Source organism: Rhizocola hellebori (assembly GCF_016862955.1).
GTDB classification, from domain to species: Bacteria; Actinomycetota; Actinomycetes; order Mycobacteriales; family Micromonosporaceae; genus Rhizocola; species Rhizocola hellebori.
This window is the reverse complement of record NZ_BONY01000005.1, coordinates 88,088-109,778: the sequence shown is the minus strand read 5'-3', so window position 1 is coordinate 109,778 and position 21,691 is coordinate 88,088. Positions and strand designations below refer to the sequence as shown.

General features: G+C 67.5%; 22 protein-coding genes. 7 read left to right on the top strand and 15 right to left on the bottom strand.

The genetic code is table 11. The features are described 5' to 3' along the window. Window positions 1–12: 12 nt before the first annotated feature. From Rhe02_RS05380 to Rhe02_RS05355, 6 genes are all read right to left on the bottom strand, one after another. Entirely contained in the window at window positions 13–1,110 is a 1,098-nt protein-coding gene (locus tag Rhe02_RS05380) for a branched-chain amino acid ABC transporter permease (protein ID WP_203906945.1), read from the bottom strand. After that, window positions 1,107–1,994 carry a branched-chain amino acid ABC transporter permease gene (locus Rhe02_RS05375; RefSeq protein WP_203906944.1) on the bottom strand — a complete coding sequence of 296 codons (888 nt, stop codon included), beginning with the start codon at window positions 1,992–1,994 and terminating at the stop codon, window positions 1,107–1,109. The genes Rhe02_RS05380 and Rhe02_RS05375 overlap by 4 nt, the downstream gene beginning before the upstream one ends. Next, window positions 1,991–3,817 carry an AMP-dependent synthetase/ligase gene (locus Rhe02_RS05370; protein ID WP_203906943.1) on the bottom strand — a complete coding sequence of 609 codons (1,827 nt, stop codon included), beginning with the start codon at window positions 3,815–3,817 and terminating at the stop codon, window positions 1,991–1,993. Before Rhe02_RS05370 ends, Rhe02_RS05375 begins: the two co-directional genes overlap by 4 nt. Beyond that, entirely contained in the window at window positions 3,814–4,584 is a 771-nt protein-coding gene (locus Rhe02_RS05365) for an ABC transporter ATP-binding protein (protein ID WP_203906942.1), read from the bottom strand. The genes Rhe02_RS05370 and Rhe02_RS05365 overlap by 4 nt, the downstream gene beginning before the upstream one ends. Beyond that, a complete protein-coding gene (locus Rhe02_RS05360; RefSeq protein ID WP_203906941.1) occupies window positions 4,581–5,357 on the bottom strand; it encodes an ABC transporter ATP-binding protein in 777 nt (258 codons plus the stop codon). The genes Rhe02_RS05365 and Rhe02_RS05360 overlap by 4 nt, the downstream gene beginning before the upstream one ends. 192 nt (window positions 5,358–5,549) lie before the next feature. Further along, window positions 5,550–6,695 (bottom strand): acyl-CoA dehydrogenase family protein, encoded by a 1,146-nt coding sequence (locus tag Rhe02_RS05355; protein WP_203906940.1) that lies wholly within the window; start codon window positions 6,693–6,695, stop codon window positions 5,550–5,552. An 80-nt stretch (window positions 6,696–6,775) separates the two neighbouring features. Between Rhe02_RS05355 and Rhe02_RS05350 the strand changes: the two genes are divergently transcribed. After that, complete coding sequence (locus Rhe02_RS05350; protein ID WP_203906939.1) at window positions 6,776–8,266, top strand: aldehyde dehydrogenase family protein; 1,491 nt, start codon at window positions 6,776–6,778, stop codon at window positions 8,264–8,266. Here Rhe02_RS05350 and Rhe02_RS05345 read toward each other — a convergent pair. Further along, complete coding sequence (locus Rhe02_RS05345; RefSeq protein ID WP_203906938.1) at window positions 8,260–8,940, bottom strand: GntR family transcriptional regulator; 681 nt, start codon at window positions 8,938–8,940, stop codon at window positions 8,260–8,262. The genes Rhe02_RS05350 and Rhe02_RS05345 overlap by 7 nt on opposite strands. A gap of 41 nt (window positions 8,941–8,981) precedes the next feature. Further along, window positions 8,982–9,446, bottom strand: a complete 465-nt coding sequence (locus Rhe02_RS05340) for a hypothetical protein (protein ID WP_203906937.1) — start codon at window positions 9,444–9,446, stop codon at window positions 8,982–8,984. A gap of 155 nt (window positions 9,447–9,601) precedes the next feature. On the opposite strand from Rhe02_RS05340, the gene Rhe02_RS05335 reads away from it, so the two are divergent. Next, complete coding sequence (locus Rhe02_RS05335; RefSeq protein ID WP_203906936.1) at window positions 9,602–10,339, top strand: SDR family NAD(P)-dependent oxidoreductase; 738 nt, start codon at window positions 9,602–9,604, stop codon at window positions 10,337–10,339. Window positions 10,340–10,347: 8 nt separating this feature from the next. Here the strand turns inward: Rhe02_RS05335 and Rhe02_RS05330 are convergent, their stop codons facing one another. Genes Rhe02_RS05330 through Rhe02_RS05315 form a run of 4 tightly spaced genes read right to left on the bottom strand, consistent with a single transcriptional unit; the run spans window position 10,348 to window position 14,570 of the window. Beyond that, window positions 10,348–11,139: an enoyl-CoA hydratase/isomerase family protein gene (locus Rhe02_RS05330; protein ID WP_203906935.1), complete on the bottom strand. Its 792-nt coding sequence runs from the start codon at window positions 11,137–11,139 to the stop codon at window positions 10,348–10,350. Then, window positions 11,136–12,227: an NAD(P)H-dependent flavin oxidoreductase gene (locus tag Rhe02_RS05325; RefSeq protein ID WP_203906934.1), complete on the bottom strand. Its 1,092-nt coding sequence runs from the start codon at window positions 12,225–12,227 to the stop codon at window positions 11,136–11,138. Before Rhe02_RS05325 ends, Rhe02_RS05330 begins: the two co-directional genes overlap by 4 nt. A 15-nt stretch (window positions 12,228–12,242) precedes the next feature. After that, on the bottom strand, window positions 12,243–13,268 hold the full coding sequence (locus Rhe02_RS05320) for a phosphotransferase family protein (protein WP_203906933.1): 1,026 nt from the start codon (window positions 13,266–13,268) through the stop codon (window positions 12,243–12,245). An 18-nt stretch (window positions 13,269–13,286) separates the two neighbouring features. Continuing rightward, window positions 13,287–14,570, bottom strand: coding sequence for an acyl-CoA dehydrogenase family protein (locus Rhe02_RS05315; RefSeq protein ID WP_203906932.1), 1,284 nt, complete (start codon window positions 14,568–14,570; stop codon window positions 13,287–13,289). A gap of 112 nt (window positions 14,571–14,682) precedes the next feature. On the opposite strand from Rhe02_RS05315, the gene Rhe02_RS05310 reads away from it, so the two are divergent. After that, window positions 14,683–15,336 (top strand): TetR/AcrR family transcriptional regulator, encoded by a 654-nt coding sequence (locus Rhe02_RS05310; RefSeq protein WP_203906931.1) that lies wholly within the window; start codon window positions 14,683–14,685, stop codon window positions 15,334–15,336. Here the strand turns inward: Rhe02_RS05310 and Rhe02_RS05305 are convergent. Continuing rightward, a complete protein-coding gene (locus tag Rhe02_RS05305; protein WP_203906930.1) occupies window positions 15,333–16,493 on the bottom strand; it encodes a 4-hydroxybenzoate 3-monooxygenase in 1,161 nt (386 codons plus the stop codon). The genes Rhe02_RS05310 and Rhe02_RS05305 overlap by 4 nt on opposite strands. Window positions 16,494–16,569: 76 nt before the next feature. Beyond that, window positions 16,570–17,040: a hypothetical protein gene (locus Rhe02_RS05300; protein ID WP_239123397.1), complete on the bottom strand. Its 471-nt coding sequence runs from the start codon at window positions 17,038–17,040 to the stop codon at window positions 16,570–16,572. 189 nt (window positions 17,041–17,229) lie between these two features. Between Rhe02_RS05300 and Rhe02_RS05295 the strand changes: the two genes are divergently transcribed. From Rhe02_RS05295 to Rhe02_RS05285, 3 genes are all read left to right on the top strand, one after another. Next, complete coding sequence (locus Rhe02_RS05295; RefSeq protein ID WP_203906929.1) at window positions 17,230–18,015, top strand: hypothetical protein; 786 nt, start codon at window positions 17,230–17,232, stop codon at window positions 18,013–18,015. Next, the gene (locus Rhe02_RS05290) at window positions 18,012–18,377 is read left to right on the top strand and encodes a GntR family transcriptional regulator (protein WP_203906928.1); all 366 of its coding nucleotides are present in this window, start codon (window positions 18,012–18,014) and stop codon (window positions 18,375–18,377) included. Before Rhe02_RS05295 ends, Rhe02_RS05290 begins: the two co-directional genes overlap by 4 nt. 99 nt (window positions 18,378–18,476) lie before the next feature. Next, entirely contained in the window at window positions 18,477–19,070 is a 594-nt protein-coding gene (locus Rhe02_RS05285; protein ID WP_239123395.1) for a dihydrofolate reductase family protein, read from the top strand. Window positions 19,071–19,074: 4 nt separating this feature from the next. On the opposite strand, the gene Rhe02_RS05280 is transcribed toward Rhe02_RS05285, so the two are convergent. Next, entirely contained in the window at window positions 19,075–20,103 is a 1,029-nt protein-coding gene (locus tag Rhe02_RS05280; RefSeq protein WP_239123394.1) for a LacI family DNA-binding transcriptional regulator, read from the bottom strand. 250 nt (window positions 20,104–20,353) lie between these two features. Between Rhe02_RS05280 and Rhe02_RS05275 the strand changes: the two genes are divergently transcribed. Continuing rightward, window positions 20,354–21,676, top strand: coding sequence for an ABC transporter substrate-binding protein (locus Rhe02_RS05275; RefSeq protein WP_239123393.1), 1,323 nt, complete (start codon window positions 20,354–20,356; stop codon window positions 21,674–21,676). The last annotated feature ends 15 nt before the right edge of the window (window positions 21,677–21,691 follow it).

Below are 21,691 nucleotides of genomic sequence, written 5' to 3'. Positions count from 1 at the left end.
CGGGTAGCGGCATCAGTAAGAGAAGGGCCAGGCTTTCCAATAGCTGCGCAGCCGGACCCAGAGCCCGTAGAGCCCACGCGGCTCGAAGACGAGGAACACGACGATCAATGCGCCGTAGGCCACGGTTTCGAGCTGGAAGATGTTGGGGGTACGGGTCGCGTCATCGGTCACCGCGGGCACGAGCGACGGCAAGGCCTTCGTCAGCGGGCTGAGCAAGGTGAAGAAGAACGCGCCCAGGACTGCGCCCGATATGGTGCCGGCGCCGCCGACAAGCACCATGGCGATGGCGACCACGGACAGCGCCAGGTTGAAGTTGTCCGGCGTCAGATATCCGGTGATGCAGAACAGCAGGCCCCCGGCGCACCCGGCGTAGAACGACGACAGCGCGAAGGCGATCGTCTTGTAGCGGGCCAGGTTGATGCCCATGATGCCGGCAGCAATGTCGCGGTCGCGGATAGCGTTGAATGCTCGCCCTACCCGCGAGCGGGCCACATTGCGGGCGGCCAGGGCGAAGAGCACCAGCAGCGTCAGCATCAGCCAATACAGCTGCTGGTCGCGGGTGAACAGCGCGGTGGACCGGTCGAGCCGCACGCCGAACAGTTCGGGCACCGCGGCGGGCCGGCCGATACCTGAGCCGCCGGTCAGTTCCCGCCACTCGCCGAAGACGTACCCGCCGACGAAAACCAGTCCGAGTGTCACGATGGCGAGGTAGAGCCCGCGCAGCCTTACCGCCAGCGGGGCCACCAGCGCGCCGACGGCCGCCGCCACCAGCCCGGCCGCCGGAAGCCAGACCAGGATGCTGGTGATGCCCAGGCCTATGGTGCGGCCGTGGGGGTCGCCGCTGATCGCGGCGGCGGTATAGGCGCCGATGGCAAGGAAGAACGCGTGCCCTAGCGACACCTGGCCCGCGTACCCAGTGGCCAGGTTCAAGCCGATGATGCCGATGGCCGTGGCCGCCCCGGTGGCCAGCAGCTGGAGGTAGTCGTCGGTCAGCAGCAGCGCAAGCAGCGCCGCGACGGCCAGTAACGCCAGCATGGCAACCTTTTTGGCCCTCGTGTTCAGCAGCGCCATGTCGGAGCTGTAGCGGTGATGCATGAGCGGCCGGTTCATACTCGCTCCACCTCACGGGTGCCGAAGAGGCCGTAGGGCCGCACCAGCAGGACGATCATCATGACCGCGAACGGGGTCAGCGTGGCGACGTTGCCGCCGAGCCAGTTCGGGAACGTGTGCTGATAGGTGGCAAGGGTTTCCTGCACCACGCCGACGACAAGCCCGGCCACCACCGCGCCGGGCAGCGAGTCCAGGCCGCCCAGAATGATCACGGGCAGCGCCACCAGCGCGGTGAGCCACAGGTTGGCGTCCACGCTGCCACCGACGGCCGCCATCGCGCCGCCCAGCGCGGCAAGCGCCCCGGCGATGGCCCAGGAGAAGGCGAAAACCGCCCCCACCGAAATGCCGTGGGCCAGAGCGGTTTCCTGGTCGACAGCCACTGCCCGCATCGCCAAACCCATGCGGCTGAAACGAAAGAACACGTAGAGGATCGTCCCGGCCAACGCGGTGGCCGCCACGATGACCAGCGACCGCTGCTGCACCTCGACCCCGAACACGGTGGTCTCCGAGAGTCCCCAGGGATCGCCCAGCTGCAGCAGGCCCACGCCGATGACGCTGTTGGCGAAGACCCGGATCACCGCGTCCACGCCGAGGGTGATGATGGCGACGGTGAAGACGGGCCGGCCGACCATGGGCCGCACCGCCACCCGCTCCACCGCCAGCGCCAGCGTCGCGGTCAGCGCCATGCCCGCGGCGAGCGCGCCGTAGAAGCCGACCTCGGGTGCCAGCCGCGACACGATGACCGCACCGGCGAGCATCAGGGCCGGCTGGGCGAAGCTGATGACCCGCGAGGCCCGGTAGATGATGACGAAACCCAGTGACAGCAAGGCGTAGATGCCGCCCGCGCCCAGGCCCCGGCTGAGGATCTGGATGGCTTCGGTCACCGGGCACCGCCATACATCTGATTGACCAGATCGGCGAACCGGGTCGCGACGGCGGCCCGCTTCACCTTCTGGGTGGCGGTGAGCTCGCCGTCGTTCTCGTCGAGTTCCTTGGGCAGCAGGCGGAACTTCTTGATTTGAGCCACGGTGGCCTGATGGGTGTTGGCCTGCCGGATGATGTCCTGCACCAGTTCCACCACTTCCGGTTTCTCGGTCAGATCGCGGTAGGTGGTGAAGGCGAGCCCTCGGCGCTGCGCCCAATCGGCCACGGTGTCCGCCTCGATGCCGATGAGGGCCACCAGGTATGGCTTCCGGTCGCCCAGCACGACGGCCTCTTTGAGGTAAGGCGACGCCTTGAGCCCGTTCTCGATTTCGCTTGGGGCGACGTTCTTGCCGCCCGCGGTGATGAGGATGTCCTTGACCCGGTCGGTGATGCGCAGGTAACCGTCGACGCTGAACTCGCCGACATCGCCGGTGCGCAACCATCCGTCGGCGGTGAACGCGCGTGCCGTCGCCTCCGGATCGCGGAAATATCCGGCAAACACGGCCGCGTGCCGGGTCTGGATCTCACCCGTGTCGGCGTCGACGCGGACCTCGGCGCCGTCCAGCCGCACCCCAACCGTGCCGAGGCGCACCTTCCTGGGCCGGTTGGCGGTGGCGATGGCGGTGTTCTCGGTCATGCCGTACACCTCGTGCATCGCGATCCCGATACCCATGAAGAAGCGCAACACCTCCGGCGCGATGGGGGCCGCCCCGGACAGCGCGTGGCGGACCCACCGCATGCCGATGCGCTCGCGTAGGGCGCGGTAGTAGCACACCCAGCCGATCGCGTAGGCAAGGCGGGTGCGGGCGGTGTGGCGGCCACCGGTGGCGGCCAGCCGATGCCCGATGCGGTCGGCCAGGCCCAGCCACAGCCGCCCGTTGAGACGCTTGAACATCGTGGCGTTCTGCACCCCGATGGTCACCGTGGCGAGCACCTTCTCCCAGATGCGCGGCACTCCGAACAGGATGGTGGGCTGGACCTCGCGCAGGTTGGGCTGCACGGTCGAGATCGACTCGGCGAAGTTCACCTGCACCCCCGCACCCGCGTTGTACCAGGTGGTCAGCAGCCGCTCGGCAACGTGACACAGCGGCAGGTAGGACAAAATCAGATCCTTGCCGCCCGGCGTGATGCCGTAGCTGCCGCCGCCGAGCGACGCCTCGATGGCAAAGTCCACATTGGAGTTGGTGAGCATCGCCCCCTTGGGCGGGCCGGTGGTGCCCGACGTGTACACCAGCGTGGCGATGTCCTCCTGCGCCGCGGCGGCGATCCGCTCGTCGACCGCACCGGGATGCGCGGCGCGGTGCTCAGCGCCGCGTTGCAATAGTTCCTGCCAGGACATCAATTTTTTGTGGTGGTACCGGGACCGGATGCCCCGTGGTTCCAAATAGACGATCCATTCCAGCTCGGGGCACGACTCCAGCACGGCAAGCGCCTTGTCGACCTGTTCCTGGTCCTCGGCCACCAGCAGCCTCGAACCCGAATGCGACAACAGATATCCGACCTCGGAAGCCGGGTTGGTCGGATAGAGGCCGACAGTCGTGGCCCTGATAGAGACCGTGGCGATGTCGGTGTAGAGCCACTCAGGCCGGTTCTCGGCGTGCACGGCCACCCGATCGCCCGGCTCGATTCCCAGTGACAGCAGCGCGTGCGCGACGGTGAGCGAACTGTCCCAATAGGACTGCCACTCGATCTCACGCCACAGCCCGAGATGCTTCTCGCGCATGGCGACGCGGTGCGGTGTGGCCCGCGCCCTGTCCCTCACCCGGGTGGCGACTGTTCTCATACCGCGGCCGCCTCTCCCAGGTAGGCCCGCACAACCTCGGGATGGCCCTGCACGTGCGCGGGCGGGCCGGTGGTGATGGGGACGCCGAAGTTGAGCACCATGACCCGGTCGGCCAGGTCCATCACCAGACCCATGTCGTGCTCGACCAGGATGATCGCCAGGCCGAGCTCCTCGCGGATGTCGAGGATGTAGCGGGCCATGTCGGCCGTCTCCTCCAGGTTCATGCCCGCAACCGGCTCGTCGAGGAGCAGCAGTTTGGGCTGCATGGCCAGGGCCCGTCCCAGCTCGATGCGTTTCTGCACGCCATAGGGCAGCAGCCCGACCGGGATCCGCCGGTAGGGCGCCAGGTCGAGGAAGTCCACGATCTCCTCCACCGACGCACGGGCGGCCACCTCTTCACGCCTGGCCCGCCCCAGCCAGGCGACCGCGGCCAGCGTGCCGTAGCGCAGATGCGTGTGCCGGCCGAGCATCAGGTTGTCCAGCAGGGTCAGATTGCCGAACAGCTCCACGTTCTGGAAGGTGCGGGCCAGGCCCGCCGCCGCGATGCGGTGCGGCGGCCGTCCGGTGATGTCGAGGCCGCCGAAGGTGACCCGGCCTCGCTGCGGCCGGTAGGCTCCGGACAGAACGTTGAAGATGGAGGTTTTGCCGGCCCCGTTGGGCCCGATGATGGCAAACAGCTCCCCGGGCGCCACCGTGAACGACACCCCGGCGATCGCGTTCACCCCGGCGAAGGACAGGTGCACGTCGTCGAAGTCGACCAGACTCATGAGAGCCACCGCTTTCGGCGCTTGTAGTGTTTGACGTCGCGGAAGGATTGGCCCGCCCGGTGCCCGAGGTAGAACTCGCGCACATCGGCGTCGGCCATCAGCTCGGCGGCCGGTTTGTCCAGCACGATCCGGCCGGTCTCGATGACGTACCCGTGCGAGGCGATCGACAGCGCCATCGTCGCGTTTTGCTCCACCAGCAGAATGGCGGTGCCCTGCCGGTTGATTTCGACGACCAGATCGCGGATCTGGTCCACCAGCTTGGGTGCCAGGCCAAGGCTGGGCTCGTCGAGCAGCAGGTAGCGCGGCTGCGCCATCAGGGCGCGGGCCATCGCCAGCATTTGCTGCTCGCCACCGGACAGGTAGCCGGCCGTGTCGCGGCGGCGCTTGGCCAGCACCGGAAACAGCGTGTAGGCCCGCTCGAGCCCGGCTGCTTTGTGCCGCGGCCTGGGGTGGGCGCCGACGCGCAGGTTGTCCTCGACGCTGAGCTCGCCGAGGATGCGCCGGCCCTCCAGAACCTGCGACACGCCACGGCGCACGATGACCACCGGTGACCGGTGGTGGATGTCGGTGCCGTCGAGGCTGACCGTGCCCTTGGCGACCCGGCCGTCGTGGTGGCGGAGCAGGCCGGTGATGGTGCGAAGCAGGGTTGACTTGCCGGCCCCGTTGGCGCCCAGCAGCGCCACGATCTGTCCGGGCTCGACGCTGAGGCTGACCCCCCTCAGCACGAGCATGACCTCGTCGTATACGACTTCGAGATTGCGTACCGCCAGCATTCACACCACACCTGAAGATCGGGGAGGAGACCGGGCGCTTCGTGGGACTACCGTAAATGACGGTTAACTTATTGGGAAGATCCCGTTGGTAACTAATCCGCAACACGCTCAATGCCTGCGACCAAACGCGAACAGCCGTTCACCGCGCGGGCGCATGGCCCACGCGGTGAACGGCTGTGCTGCTATTTAGTGCTACAGGCCGTAGGTCTTGCCGATGATGTCGCGCTGGATCTCGTTGGTGCCGCCGTAGATGGTGGACACGATGGTGCGCCGCACGTGCCCCTCCATGTCGAACTCCTTGGCGTAGCCGTAACCGCCCATCATCTGCATTCCCTCCAGGGCCATGCGCTTGGCGGTCTCGGTCACCTTCAGCTTCACCATCGAGGCCTCGCGCGGCAGCATCTTCTCCGGATTTGCGTCCACTTTGGAGGCCACGTCGTAGACCAGCAGCCGGCAACACTCGATCTCGGTGGCCAGATCGGCCAGCCGATGCCGCAGCGCTTGGAATGTGCCGACCGGCTGGCCGAACTGCTTTCGCTGGGTGACATAGGACAGCGTGTCGTCGAAGGCGCGCTGGGCCGTGCCGAGCATCAGCCCGCCCATGATGATGCGCTCCGTGTTGAGACCGGCCATCAGCTGACGCCAGCCGTTGCCCACCTCGCCCACCACGGCCGAGGCGGGCAGGAAGCAGTCGGTGTAGAACAGGTCGTTGACCTCACGCCCGCCCATGGTGTCGATGCCCCGGATCTCCAGGCCCTCGGTGTTGGTGGGCACCATGAACATGGTCAGGCCGTGGTGCCCGTTGCCGGTTTCAGCCACCGACCCGGTGCGCGCCACCAGCAGGATGTGGTCGGCGATATGGGCGTTGGAGCACCACGTCTTCTGGCCGTTGATGACATAGCCGCCATCGACGCGGGCGGCCTTGCACGACAGGTTGGCCACGTCGGACCCGGCTTCCGGCTCGGACATCGCGATCGCCTCGACCGAGCCCCGGATCACCCCGCCGAGGATGGTCTCCTTCTGCTCTGCCGTCCCGAACTTGGCGTAGGCCGCCGCGGCGATCACAGTGGTGGCGAAACCCCCGATCGGTGCCATGCCCCGGGCGGTCGCCTCCAGGAAGAGCGAGAGGTCCACCATGCCCCCACCCGCTCCCCCGAACTCCGGCTCCACATTGATGCCAAGCCAACCGGCGTCGGCCATCTTCCGATAAAGCGCACGGTTGTGCGATTCAGCCCCGAAGTTGGTCAAAACATCGCGCTGCTGGCGCGTTCCACACTCGCGCTGGCAGAAAGTGTCCACAGCGGAGACGAATGCCCGCTGTTCTTCAGTCAAGTCCACGGTTCACGCCCTTCACGGGGACAGGTAGTGGCCGTACGATATCAAATGTCAATTACTTCGACGAGGGCCTGGAGGAACACATGCCCCCGACCGCAGCACCCGCGGCAACCCTCACCTCCCGAAGCCCGGTCACCGGCGAGGTCCTAGCGGAATACCCGACAGCCGGCGCGGCCGAGGTGGCGCAGGCGGTCTCCGCCGGGCGGCAGGCCGCCGCCTGGTGGGCTCAGCTGTCCCCCAAACAGCGCCGTGACGCGCTACTGCGGTGGAAGCGGGAGCTGGTGACCGGCGCCGAGGCACTGGCCGCGGTGATCAACGCCGAGACCGGTAAGCCCCTCGGCGGGGCGATGCTGGAGATCATGCTCGCCGTGGAGCACCTCGACTGGGCCGCCCGCAACGCGCACAAGACACTGCGCCGCCGCAAGGTGGCCTCGGGCCTTCTCGCCGCCAACCAGCTGGGCCTGCTGGAATATGTGCCCCTCGGGGTGGTCGGCGTCATCGGGCCGTGGAACTATCCCGTTTATACGCCGCTGGGCTCGATCTCCTACGCCCTGGCGGCGGGCAACGCCGTCGTGTTCAAGCCCAGCGAGTACACCCCGGGTGTCGGGCGCTGGCTGGCCGAGGCGTGGGCGCGGGCCTGCCCGCAGCCGGTGCTGCAAACCGTGGTGGGCGACGGCGCGACCGGGGCCGCGCTGGCATCCTCCGATGTGGACAAAGTAGCCTTCACCGGCTCCGCCGCCACCGCGCGCAAGGTCATGGCCGCCTGCGCGGAACGGCTGACCCCGGTGGTGATCGAGGGTGGCGGCAAGGACGCGCTGATCGTGGCGGCCGACGCCGACATCGACGCCGCGGCCACCGCCGCGGTCTTCGGCGGCCTGGGCAACGCGGGTCAGACCTGCGCCGGCGTGGAACGCGTCTACGTCGAAGCGCCCGTCTACGACCGCTTCTTGGAAGCGGTCAAGGCCAAGCTGCCCGCGGTGCGGCCGGGCGACGGCCCCGATGCCGCCTATGGCCCGATGACCATGCCCAGTCAGGTGGACGTGGTGAGGCGGCACGTGACCGACGCCCTCGAACGCGGCGCTTTCGCGGTGGCCGGCGGGCCGGAATCCATCCGGGCGCCTTACATCGACCCCATCGTGCTGGCTGAGGTGGATGAGGAAAGCGTGGCGATGACAGAGGAGACGTTCGGCCCCACACTGACCGTCAACAAGGTGCGCGACCTCGACGAGGCGCTGCAGCGCGCCAACCACTCCCGGTACGGCCTGGCCGGCTCCATCTTCACCAAGGACAAGCAGCGCGGCCTGGCGCTGGCACAGCGCCTGCGCACGGGCGCTGCCTCAATCAATTCCGTCCTCGGCTTCGCGGCCATTCCCGCGCTGCCCTTCGGCGGCCTGGGCGACTCGGGTTTCGGGCGCATTCATGGCGCTGATGGCCTGCGCGAGTTCAGCCGGGCCAAAGCCGTTACCTGGCAGCGCTATCGGGCCCCGATCGACCTGATGCGCTTCGACCCGTCACCGCGAGCTGTTCGCACCGCGCTGTGGCTGTTCCGGATGCGCCACGGACGCGGTCACTGAGCCGGCCGCTTGTCCCACATGCCGATGTCGTCAAGATGCTTGAGCAGCCGCTCGGCCCCATCGGTGAAGTGACGTGACATGGCTGCCCGCGCCGCTTGCGCGTCGCGGGCGGCCAGCGCGTCCAGCAGCGCCTGATGGTCGGAGAGCATGTTGGCCCGCCACGCCGGATCCGAGGCGTAGAAACGGTGCGGCGTATAGCGGGTCGCGGTGTAGAGAAACCGCGCCAGCTTGCGCGACTCGGTCACCAGGTTGATCACCCGATGGAAGGCGAACTCCAGCCGCTCCAGCTCCTGCAAGCGCGCCTCCCCGGCCGCCTCACGCAGGGCGGCCTGCAGGTCGTTGAGCTGAAGGAGCTGATTTTCTGTGGTACGCCGCGACGCCCGCGCGGCCAGCTCCCCGGCGAGGTTGGCCTGTAAGGAGAACACGTCCTCGATGTCCTGCCGCGACAGTGGGGCCACCACGTAACCGCGGCGGGGCTGCAGCTCCACCATGTCCTCGCTGCGCAGGATCAGCAGCGCCTCGCGGACCGGAGTGATGCTCACGCCAAGCTTGGCCGCCAGTTCCTCCAGCCGTAACCGCTCGCCCGGCCGCACCGTGCCCGCCATGATCAGATCGCGGATGTGGGTGGCGACTTCCTCCGACAGCTGCGGGCGGGAGTTGAGCGGCAGAGACATGCGGGCACGATATCAAATGTAGAACTTTCGGCGGGCCTTCCTCAGTGTGTGCTCTGCCTCAACGCCGCCTGTAGCCCGTCGAGCAGATCGGCGAGGCTCACCCCGCCTCGCGCCTCACTGCGCAACCGCCGGTAGGCGGCGCAGGCAGCCAATTCCATTTGCTGGTCGGGCTGCCCGCCGGTCAGGCTGAACATCGACGGCAGGTCCACTCTGCCACGAACCGCACCGAGCAGAGCATAGAAGTTGCGCTCAAGGCGGCTGTCGCCCGCCCGCGCTCGGCCGCTCGCCAGCTCCCGCAGACACCATTGATGTCCGGCCTCGGTGAGCCGATGCCGGTAGGAGCCGGCCTTGACCGAAACGATGAGGCCAAGCGCGTTGAGCCGGTCACGTTCCGGGGCGGCAAGCCGCAGCCGGAACGCCTCCTTCTTGGAGTTCGACAGGATCGGCCCGTGCAGCAGCAGCGTCAGGAGAACGACTCGCTCCCTGGAGCTGAGGTCCTCACTCATAACCATCCTCAGAACAGCGACGGCGCTGGGGGCCATAACTTATCGATCGTTTGCTAAGGTTAGCCCTCGAGCCGCCACCGGGTCAACGCGAAAGCTCTGCGGCGCAAGGCGATTGATTGCCCGGCAGGCATGGAGTCACCAACCGGAGGACCCACATGGGTAACCGCACCGCCTTGATAACGGGCTCGTCGCGCGGCATCGGCCTGCAGATCGCCCGGCACCTTGCCGCCGAAGGCTTCGCCCTCACCATGTCCGCGCGCAACGAACCCGGGCTTGCCGACGCGGCGCTCACTCTTCGCGCCGATGGCGCACAGGTGCTTGCCGTGCCCGCCAACCTCGCCGTCGAGGATGACGTGCGCCGTCTAGCCGCCGCTCACGGTGACCACTACGGCGGCATGGATCTGCTTGTGCTCAACGGAGGTGTCGCGGCCCAGCACCCGGTCGCCGACACCCCCATGAAGACCTACGACCTGCTGCTCAACGTCAACCTGCGTGCGCAGTTCGTGCTCGTCCAGGCCGCCCTCCCCCTGCTGCGCCACACCGCCGCCGAGCGGCCGCGGCACGGGGCGAAAATCGTGGCGCTCTCGTCCATCACCGGGAAGGTCAGCGAGCCGGGCCTGGCCGCTTACGCCGCAAGCAAAGCGGGCCTCATCTCGCTGTGCGAGACCATCACCTTGGAGGAGTCCGGCGCCGGTGTCACCGCGACCGCGATCTGCCCCGGCTACGTCGACACCGACATGACCGCCCTCAAAAAGCAGACGCTGGCGGCAGAGGCGATGCTGTCGACCCGCGATGTGGCCGAGCTCGTCATGGCCGTCTCCCGCCTGTCCGCGCACGCGGTGGTACCCAGCATGGTGCTGACCCGTGCTGGAAACCCACTTTGGCGCGCATAGCCGCTGCGTTACGTGGCATCCCATTGACCGGTGAACACGGGGTCGGTCTTGGCCGAGTAGGCCGCGATCGCGGTGTGGACATCGGCGGTGGCGAAGTTGACGGTCTGCGCCCGCGCCTCGCTCGCCAGCGCCTCGCGCAGCGTCCGGTCGGCGCTCTCGTTGAGCAGCGCCTTGCTTTGGGCGACAGCGATCGGCGGCGCGGCCGCCAGCCGCCTGCCCAAGTCTGAGGTGAAGGCGTCGATTTCCGCCTCGTCCACCACCCAAGTAACCAGGCCCAGCCGGCTCGCCTCCTGCGCTCCGATCATCTCCGCAAGCATGACGAGGCGCTTGGCCTGTTGCAGGCCAGCGAGTTTGGGCAGCAGCCACGAGCCGCCGAAGTCCACCGACAGCCCGCGGCGGGTGAAGATCTGTGAGAACTGCGCCTGCGGGGTGGCCACCACCAGGTCGCAGCCGAGGGCAAGGTTCCAGCCCGCGCCGACGGCCACGCCGGTGACCTTCGCGACGGTGGGGATGGACAGATCGTGCAACGCCAACGCGATCTCGTTAACCTCACGCATGGCCCGCAGCGGGTGCTGGGCAACACTTTCGGCGGACAGATCCATGCCGGTGCTGAACGCGCCACCGGCGCCGGTAAGGATCAGGACGCGCAGGCCGGGGTCGGCCGCGGCGGCGGTGATAGCGCGCCGCAACGCCGCCCACAGCTCGGCGTTCATGGCGTTCTTGCGGTGCGGCCGGTTGAGCGTCAGCGTCCTCACCCCGTGGTCCGTGCTTTCCAGCAGCACCGGCTCGTTCGCTGTCATCGCTGCTGCCCGCCCGCCACGGTCAGGCTTGCGGCACGCGCCGGCTCGTTCGCCGTCATCGCCTGCTGCCCGCCTGCCACGGTCCGGTTTGCGGCACGCGCCGGCTCGTTCGCTGACACGGTCAGGCTTTGTGGCAGGCGCCGGCTGATGATCGCCTCAGCCTCGGCGACGATGCGGGCGATCAGCTCGGCGACCGTGGGGATGTCACGGATCAGGCCTTGCGCCATGCCTGCCGACCAGATTCCCGCCTCCAGGTCGCCGGTCTCGAAGACCTTGCGGCCCCGGCTTCCGGCCACCAGCGCTCGCACGTCGTCGAAGGTTCCGTTCCTGTCCAGCACGGTCACCACTTCGGTGCTGACCGAGTTGCGCGCCACCCGGGCGGTGTTGCGCAGCGATCTGAAGATGAGCTCGGTCTCCAGCTCGGTGGCCTCGACCAGACGCCGTTTGACACTGTCGTGGATCGGCGCTTCGACGGTGGCCAGGAAACGGGTGCCCATGTTGATGCCGTCCGCGCCCAGCGCCAGCGCGGCCACCAGACCGCGGCCGTCGGCGAAGCCGCCAGAGGCGATCATCGGGATGGTTACCCGGTCGGCCGCCGCCGGTATCAGAACCAGGCCGGGTATGTCGTCTTCGCCGGGGTGCCCCGCGCACTCGAACCCGTCGATGGAAATGGCGTCGACACCGAGCTTCTCCGCCTTCACCGCATGGCGGACGCTGGTGCATTTGTGCACCACCTTCACCCCGGCGGCGCGGAACGCGGGCAGATGGTCGGCGGGGCTGAACCCCGCTGTCTCCACGATTTTGACGCCCGACTCGATGATCGCCTGCCGGTACTCGGCATAAGGCGGCGGGTTGATGGTGGGCAGGATGGTCAGGTTCACCCCGAACGGCCGGTCGGTCAGCTCCTGGCACCGTGCGATCTCCTTGCCCAGGGCCTCCGGGGTGGGCTGGGTCAGCGCGGTGAGGAACCCGAGCGCGCCGGCGTTGGCCACCGCCGCGACGAGTTCGGCCCGCCCCACCCATTGCATTCCACCCTGGACGATCGGGTAGTCGACCCCGAACAGCTCGCAAAACCGTGTACGCACCATGTCCTCGGCTCTCCCCTACTTAGTAGATCGGTCGTTGAGGGCACGCAAGCCCGCAGCGGCAAGCTCCGGCACCGCCGAGCCGACTGTCTCGAAGCCCTCGCCGACTGTTTCGCCCGAGCGATGGCGGGCGTGGATTCCCTCGGCGATCACGGCGATTTTGAAGTACCCCAAGGCGAGGTAGAAGTCCAGATTGGACAGATCCCGCCCTGACGCGCTGGCGTAGGACTGCGACATCGCATCGCGGCCGGGCATCCGGTCGCTGGTGCAGGCGGCCGCGCCCGGCAGCACAGGGGCGAAGGCGGGGTCGCGGTAGACGAGCGCCAGTCCCACGTCCGCCAGCGGATCGCCGAGCGTGGACATCTCCCAGTCGACGATCGCGCGCACTTCCGCGAGCCGGTCGGCGCAGAGGATGGCGTTGTCGAGGCGGAAATCCCCGTGCACGATGACCGAGCCCGACTCGGGCGGCGTGGCGTCGGCCAGAGCGTCACGCAGCCGCTCGATGTCGGGCAGATCCCTGGTGGCGATGCGCGACCACTGGTCGGCCCAGCGGCGCACCTGCCTGCCCAGGTAGCCCTCGGGCCGGCCGAACCCGGCGAGCCCGACGTCGGAGGGAGACACCCTATGCAGCTTGGCGAGCGTCACCATCAGCGCGTGGGCGCAGGCGTCAAGCTGGGTCTGGGGTACAGGTTCCAGATCGGCCAAGCCGCGCAGCACCACACCGTCCACATACGACATCACGGAGAACGGCGCACCGATCACGGCGGTGTCCTCGCACAGCGCCACGGCATGCGCCACCGGCACACCCGAGTCTCGCAAGGCATCAATGACCCGGAATTCGCGGGTCATGTCGTGCGCCGACGGCGTCAGCCCGCCCAGCGGCGGCCGGCGCAACACCCATCGGCGCACGCCGTCGGTCAGCAGGTAGGTCAGGTTTGAGCGCCCGCCGTGGATCAGCTGCGCCGCCAACGGCCCGGCGACCTCGGGGACCTCACGGCCGAAGTACTCCTGCAGCCCGGGCAGATTCAAGCCGTCGACCACCATGTGTCCGCCTCTCGCCGATCAGCTGTTCGCGGTGGCCGCGTCCAGCAGCCACGCGAACCGCTCCAACGCCGCGGCGCGGCGGGTCGGGACGTGCTCGGAGGGAACCTCGCGGGGCTGGTAGCCCTTGAGAATCCGGCGGGCGACTGTCACCTTGTGCACCTCGTCGGGCCCGTCCAGAATGCGCGCGGCGCGGGCGTCGCGGTACATGTACTCCAGCGGCAGATCGGTGGTGTAACCCAGCGAGCCGTGCACCTGGATCGCGCGATCGATCACGTTGTACAGCACGCTTGCGCCGTAATATTTGATCATCGAGATGTCGGTGAGCGCGGCGGCGGTGCCGCCCCGGTCCATCTTCCACGCCGCTTGCAGAGTCATCAGGCGCGCCGCCGTCATCTCGGCCGCCGACATCGCGATCCAGTCCTGCACCAGCTGTTTGTCGGCCAGCACCGAACCGTGGGCATAGCGCGACACGGCGCGCTCGCACATCATGTCGAATGCCCGCTTGCTCTGGCCGAGCCAGCGCATCGCGTGGTGGATGCGGCCCGGTCCGAGGCGTTTCTGCGCCAGCACGAAGCCATCGCCCTCCTCGCCGAGGCGGTGGTCCACCGGTACCCGGACATCGTGATAGATGATTTCCGCGTGACCGCCGTGATGCCCGGACGCCTGCGGATCGGCCATATTGGGCACATCCCGCACGATGTCGACACCGGGGGTGTCCGCCGGCACCACGAACATCGTCGCGCGCCGCCTGGGTGGCGCGTCAGGATCGGTCACGGCCATGACAATGAGGAAATCCGCCACAGAACCGTTGGTGGTAAACCACTTGTGCCCGTTGATCACGTAGTCGCCACCGGCCCGGACAGCGGTCGTGGTCAGCAGCGTAGGGTCGGCCCCCGCTCCCGGCTCGGTCATCGAGAACCCGCTGCGCAGGCGCCCGTCGAGTAGTGGCTCCAGCCACCGCTTCCGCTGGTGCGCATCGGCCGCCAGCGCCAGCAGCTCGGCGTTGCCCGAATCGGGGGCCTGGTTGCCGAAAACCGGCGGGGCCAGACTGCACTGCCCGATAATCTCGTGCATCAGACCGAGCTTGACCTGCCCGAACCCGCTGCCACCCAGCTCGGGCGGAAGGTGCGCCGCCCACAGCCCGCGCGCCTTCACCTCTTCCTTCAGCGGCGCGATCGCCCGGTCGAACGCGGTGGGATCGAGGTCAAGCGTCTCCAGCGGCATGATCTCGTCGCGCACGAAGCCGCGCATCCATTCGAGTTTCTCCTCGAACTCCGGCTCGGTCGAGAAGTCCCACGTCATTTCCGCGCCTCTCGTAGCTAAACGATCGATCGTTCAGATGTTACGAGCGCGGGGAGCTCGCGTCAACGGCGGCCGGGTGCCTCGATGAGCGATCAATCGTTAAGCTGAGCCGATGGCCATCGCATCGGACCGCCCGCCAAGGAGAATCGCCGCGCGCGCGAGCGACACTCCCCCGCCCGCTCGCGGCGCGGGCCAGGAAGCCGTCACCAACGCGGCGCGGGAGATCTTCGCCGAACGCGGCTACCACGGGACCTCGATACGCGACATCGCCAAGCACGCCGGGCTGAGCCTTTCCGCGCTGTACTACTGGTACTCCAGCAAGCAGGAGCTGCTCGCCGCGCTCATCGAAGAAGCCGACGTCGACTACCACGCGCGCTGTGAGCGGGCACTGGCCGCGGTCGGCGACAAGCCGGTCGACCGGCTGCGCGCTCTGGTTCGCGCGACTGTCGAATATCGCGTCGAGCGCCGCCTGGAAAGCAGCATCGTCGCGCGCGAATCGCGCAACCTGGAGCCCGAGAGCATCAAGCGCATGGCGTCACATGCCCGCGAGGCGACCAAGATGTGGGCCGATGTCATCGACGATGGCGTGCAGCGCAAGGCATTTCGCTGCGCTCACCCGGACGACGCCCGGCGCACCGTCATCGCGGCGTGCAACGCGATCGCCCAGTGGTACAACCCGGACGGCGAGATCACCGTGGCCGACCTCGTCGACCGGTACACCGATATCGCCTTTCGTGTCGTCGACGTCCGCACCACCAAGCGCTAGCTGATGCCCGCCATCAAGTCCGCGAATGCCGCGGCTGCGGGCGGTGAGGTGAAAAGGCGATCGAGCCTGGCTTTGGCCAGCTGACGCCGGAACGGCCCGGCCAGGGAATCATCTCCCGCGTCGTGGACCATTTCTGTCATCCAGCGGGAGAACTCCTGATAGTTCCAGGTCCGATGTAGACACGTCGCTGAATAGGAGGCCAGTCTGCCGCTGTCGCCTTGCTGAGCGGCCACCAGCGCCTCGGCGAGCGCCGCTGCCTCGACCACCGCCAGGTTCATTCCCTTGGCGCCCATAGGGGTGATGATGTGGGCCGCGTCCCCGACCAGGAACAGCCGACCGTACGAAATCGGCTCGACCACGAAGCTGCGCATCTCGACGTGGTCCCTGGAGGTGATCGCTCCCGCGGGGAGCCCGTCGTCACCCAGCCGCAGCCGCAGCTGGGTCCAGATCCACTCATCGTCTTCGAGCCTGTCCTTCGCGTCGGGGCGATGCTGGAGGTAGAACCGGCTTGCCTTGGGCCCCCGGGCGAATTGGGCGGCGAACCCGTGGCTGCTGATGGCCAGCAGCGCATGCTTGGGCGCAGGCGAGTCGGCGAGCACGGTGAACCAGCCGATGTCGTGCTCAAAGGTGTAAGTGGTGAGCGCCTCTTGCGGGATACTGGTGCGGCTCACGCCATGGAAGCCATCGCAACCGGCCACGAAGTCGCACTCAATTTCGCCTGGCACCCCGTGCTCGTCCAGGTAGGTCACGCGAGGACGACTCTGGTCGATGCCGTGCAACTCCACCCCGCTGACGCCGAAGCGAATGTCGGCGCCGCTGTCCACGAGCATCGCGATCAGGCGTCGCACCAGAAGCTGTTGCGGCACAACGTAACTGTGCTGGCCACCGGCCAGCTGCGCGACGTTGAGAAATCGCGCAGACCCCTCATAGCGGATCTCCAGCAGGTCATCGAGTGGCACGCCACCAAGAATCGCCTCCTCCAGACCCGCCTTCACGTAAACCTGGCCCGCAGAATAGTCAAGCACCCCAGCGCGCTGCCGTTCCTCCACATAGGACCGGCTGCGAACCTCCAGCACGACAAAACTCACCCCGGCCCGCTGCAACAACGCCGCCAGCGTGAGCCCAGAAGCGCCCGCACCAACGATCGCCACCGTCATTTCCGGCCCTCCCATCGCTGCGCATCACTGTAATCCGGCCCCGCGCGCGATCAGAATTCACTGATCGGCCAATGATTTAAGTGATCTGAGCCAAGTCGCGGGCCAGATGCGACCGGCGTAGCCCGCGTGTGCCAAAGCGGCGCATATCTGCAAGCGTGTCGTGCATGAGCTGAATGTGGAAATAGTTGACATGCTCCAGCACGGCCAAAGCTGCCAGTCCGGCCCCCAGCCACGACCCGCGGCCAGGCTCGGCCACCACGGCGTAGCCGGTGAAGGCGAGCGCGGCGGCAAGCAGCGGCACGTTCGCGATCCGCAGCATGCGAAAGACCTCGGCTCCTGCCAGGCTTCTGCGGCGAGCGCGCAGCTGAGCCAGCTTGAGCAGCCAGTACACCCCGCCTTGCACCAGCAGCAAAGCGAACGCGGCGAACCCCACCAGGTTGGCCGCGGTCGCCGGCAAACCCACCACACCGAACCACACCAAGGCCCACAGCGGGATGTTGACCAGCTCCAGGATGGCCAGATTGCGGATTCGCCTAAATATTCTCATCAGTAAATAGCATCGCATCCGGATCGGCTTGTCGGCTGCCCTCAGCCGATGGATGATGCCGCATCGGGATTGACGCTGAGGAGCACAGGTGGACGACGCCCGCTACATGGGCGTCACCGGGGGTTGACATTGTCGCACGCTTTGACTCATCGTATTGAGACAAGACTTGCGACAATCGGAGGCCATGACATGCGCCAGGCAGATTCCACGCAGGCCAGACTGTGGCTGGCCCAGCACGGCTTGACCGACGCCGAGCCGACGCCGCTGCTCGCGGCGCGGCTGGCGGTGCGGCGTCGGGCCAAGCTTGCCGACAGCATCCTGCTGGCCGCATTCCTGATGGGCGCGGCGCTCACCCGCGCCTTGACATTGGGGCGGGCCAACGACGTCACCTCCTCCTGGTGGCCGCTGCTGGTGCTGACGGGCTTGGTGGCCGGGCTGCTGGTGGCGCAGTGGCGGCTCGGCTGGTGGGTGCGGCGCGCCGACCGGCAGGCGGGCGCGCAACTGTCGCGGCGGGTGGCGCATCCGGTCGAGCTCGGCTGGCCGGCGGTGCTGGGCCGGCCGCACGCCGCGTTCGCGGTGGCCACCTTCACCGGCGCATTGCTGCTCGCGTTGAGCGTGCTGCCGATCTCGGACTCCCAGTTGCGCAGCGGAGCGATCATCGTGCTGATCAGCCTGGCCGGCGCCGGCATCGGAGTCGTCATGCAGCTGCGCCAGGTGCTGGTGAGCCCGGCCGTGGCGGAGGACGAAACATCGCTAACGGCCGATGTCATCATGCGGGTTGAGGACGCCCGCGCCCTCGTCACCCCCAGCCTGGTGTGGACGCTGCCTGCCATCTTCTTGTACGGCGAAGAGCTCGGCTGGTGGAACGCGGTTTCGATCGCCCTCGTGGTGGCGGGTGTCATCGCCTTAGCGCTGATCCAGTTCCGGACCAAGGCTGTCGCGACGGCGGCACGACAGGCCATGGCCACCCGATGATCGTCATCGACGCGGGCTCGCCGACCCCGCCGTACGAACAGCTCCGGGCTCAGCTAGCCAAGCAGATCCAGGACCGCTCGCTGGCCGTCGGCACGAGACTGCCGACGATCCGCCGGCTCGCGGCCGACCTTGGCCTCGCCGTGAACACGGTCGGCCGGGCCTACCGGGAGCTGGAGGAGGCCGGGCTGATCGAGACCCGCGGGCGGGCCGGATCGTTCGTCTCAGCCGCCGGCGAGCAGGCCCTCGAGCAAGCCCACCGCGCCGCCAGCGACTACGCGGCGGTCATCGCCAGCGTCGGCATCGATCCCACCGAGGCGATCCGGATCGTCGAGGCGGCACTCGGCCGCGCCCCGATGCCATAACGGAATCTCGGCGGAGTGTGTCGGATCTGGGCGACCGCGTTCGTAGCACGGTCAGACGCGGCCCAAAGCGGCCACGCGGTAAGAGATGAGGACACGACCATGGCAAAGGTCATCGCAATCATGTCGATGTCGCTCGACGGCTACGTCGCCGACCAAAGCGACGGTGTCGCGGAAGTCTTCGACTGGTACATGGCGGGCGACGTCGACGTTCCCACCGCTGCGCCGGAGTGGACGTTTCACGTCTCCGCCCCCAGCGCGGCGCATCTGCGCGGTCTCATGGGCGAGGTCGGCGCGTGGCTCACCGGCCGCCGTACCTTCGAGAAGGCCGGCGGCTGGGAAGGCCGGCACCCGTGGGGAGTTCCGGCATTCGTCCTCACCCACGAGGTGCCGCAGGGATGGCCCCGGCCCGACTCGACCGTCCACTTTGTCACCGACGGGCTCGAAAGCGCTGTGGCCCAAGCTTCCGCGGCTGCCGGAGATCGCGCGGTGGGCGTTCACGGCGGCGACACCATCCGCCAGCTACTCGACGCCGGGCTCCTGGACGAGATACACGTCGATCTCGTCCCGCTCCTGCTCGGATCCGGCATCCCGCTGTTCGGCCTGGCCCGCAACGCGCCCGTGGTCCTCGGCAACCCGACGGTGGTCGCCGGGATGGGCGTCACGCATCTGCGCTACCCGGTAGGCCAAGCTTAGATCCCTATGCGGGTGGCGGGGCGGTGCTGCGGCGGCGGATCAGGGTCGGCGACGTGGACAGCAGCACCGAGCGGGTGCGCTTGGACTCGATGCGTTCCAGCACGAGCCGGGCGGCGTTGGTGCCCATGGCGTGGCCGTCCTGATCGACGCTGGTGAGCGAGATGGGGCCCAGCGCGGCGAAGGACGTGTTGTCGTAGCCGACGATCGAAACGTCCTGCGGCACGCGAAGCCCGGCCTCGTACACCGCATTGAACACACCGATAGCCGCCACGTCCGCGCCCGCGAAGATGGCCGTGGGCCGCACCGCGCGGGCGAGCAGCTCGCGGGCCGCCAGGTAGCCGCCCTCTTCGGAGTAGGTGCTCGCCACGATGTCGATTTCGCTGCCGAGATCGTTGCGCTTCATGGCCTGGCGGTAGCCTTCGGCCCGTACCGACTGCGGCAGGGTGGTGGGGTGGTTGCGGCCGGTAATCTTGTGCTCGATGTGCGCGATGCGCCGATGGCCAAGCTCGACAAGGTGATCCACGACGAGCGCGGCGCCCATGAGATCATCGTCGACCACCGCGTCGTAGTCTGGGGACCGGTCGTGCCGCCCGATCACCACCATCGGCACGGATTTGGCGGTTTCCTCCAGATCCCGCCGATTGCCCAGCGGCGCCACCAGAATCAGCGCATCCATCCGCCGATCGATCATCGCGTTCATGATGTGCGCCTGCGAGGCCGACTCGCTGCCGCCGGGGCCGATCAGCACCTGGTAGTCGGTGCCATCGAGCTGTTTGGACAGACCTTCCAGAATCTCGTGGAAGAACGGATTGCGGATATCGGGCAGCATCATCCCGATCGTGTAGGTCTGCCCCCGCATGCCGCGCGCGGCGGTGTGCGGCCGGTATCCGAGCTCCGCCATCGCCGCGCGCACCCGCTCGTCCATGGCCGGGCTCACGCCGTACGCCTTACGCAGCACCTTCGACACCGCAGCGGTGGAGACGTTGGCCTTCTCCGCGACATCGGCGATGGTGACTCGGCGTGGTGCTGTCACTGAGCAGCTCCTCTGGTGGACCGACCTTAGTAGAACGAAATACGTTCGCTCAGTGTACGTAGCCAGAGGTGGGCCAGCATGCCCTTGACACCTACTTCTTGCGACGTCCAATATTGGAGAACGCTCTACAAAATCAATCATCACCAAGGGTCAACGACCGAATGCATCGCCGTTTCTGGCGGTGAAATGTTCTACGAATTCAGCCGTCCCTACCCGTAGCATGTCGTTCTCGTCCCTGGAGGTACCGACCATGTTCATGGTTTCGCGACGCCGCATCGCCGCGCTTGCGGCCGTTGCGGTTGGCGCGTGGGTTGTGAGCGCGTGCAGTCCCGGAGATCTCGGCAGCAGCGACAAGGACAGTCAGGCCACCACGCTGACCTTTCTCGTCGACAACTCCGACCCCACCGTCAAGACTGCGCAGGGCCTGGTGAACGCGTTCACCGCGAAGAACCCCACCATCAAGATCACAGTAGAGACCCGGCCGCAGGGCAGCGATGGCGACAACGTCGTCAAGACCCGCCTCGCCACCGGCGACATGTCCGACATCTTCTGGTACAACTCAGGTTCGCTGTTCCAGGCGCTCAAGCCGGAGCAGAACCTGGCCACGATCACTGACCTGTCCAGCGCCGGTGACATCGACGCGGCGTTCAAGACGACGGTTTCTGCCAACGGGCAGCTTTATGGGGTACCGGCCGGGGGCGCGACCGGTGGCGGAATCCTTTATAACAAAGCCATTTACAGCCAGCTCAGTCTGCAGGTACCCAAGACCTGGGCCGACTTCATGGCCAACAACGCCAAGATAAAGGCGGCCGGGATAGCCCCGGTGATTCAGAGCTACCAGGACAGCTGGACCTCGCAGCTGTTCGTGCTCGCCGACTTCCACAACGTGTCGGCCGCTCAGCCGGGCTGGGCCGGCAGGTACACGGCCAACCAGGCCAAGTACGCCACCACCCCGGCCGCGATGCGCGGCTTCCAGCACCTGCAAGAGGTGCACGACGCCGATTACCTCAACAAGGACTTCGCGTCGCTGAAGTTCGAGCAGGGGCTCAAAGCACTCGCCGATGGCAAGGGCGCGCATTACCCGATGCTCACCTTCGCGGTGGGCACGATCGCCCAGCAAAGCCCGGACAAAATCAAGGACATTGGCTTCTTCGCTCAGCCGGGCGATGACGCCTCCAAATACGGCCTGACCGTCTGGGAGCCGGCCGGCATCTACGTCGCGAAGAAGACGAACGGCGCGAAACTCGACGCGGCAAAGAAGTTCCTGGCCTTCGTGGCCAGCAAGGAGGGCTGCGACGCGCAGGCGAAGGCGTTCACGCCGAGCGGGCCGTTCCTGGTGAAGGGCTGCACGCTGCCCGCTGACGTGCCCGGGGCGATCAAGGATATGCAGCCCTACTTCGATGGCGGCAACAACAGCCCGGCGCTGGAGTTCCTCTCCCCCATCAAAGGCCCGTCGCTGGAGCAGATCACCGTCGAGGTGGGTTCCGGAATCCGCAAAGCGGACTCCGCGGCCGAGCTCTACGACCAGGACGTCAAGAAGCAGGCCCAGCAGCTCGGTTTGCCTGGCTGGTAAGGCCGAGCCCTGATT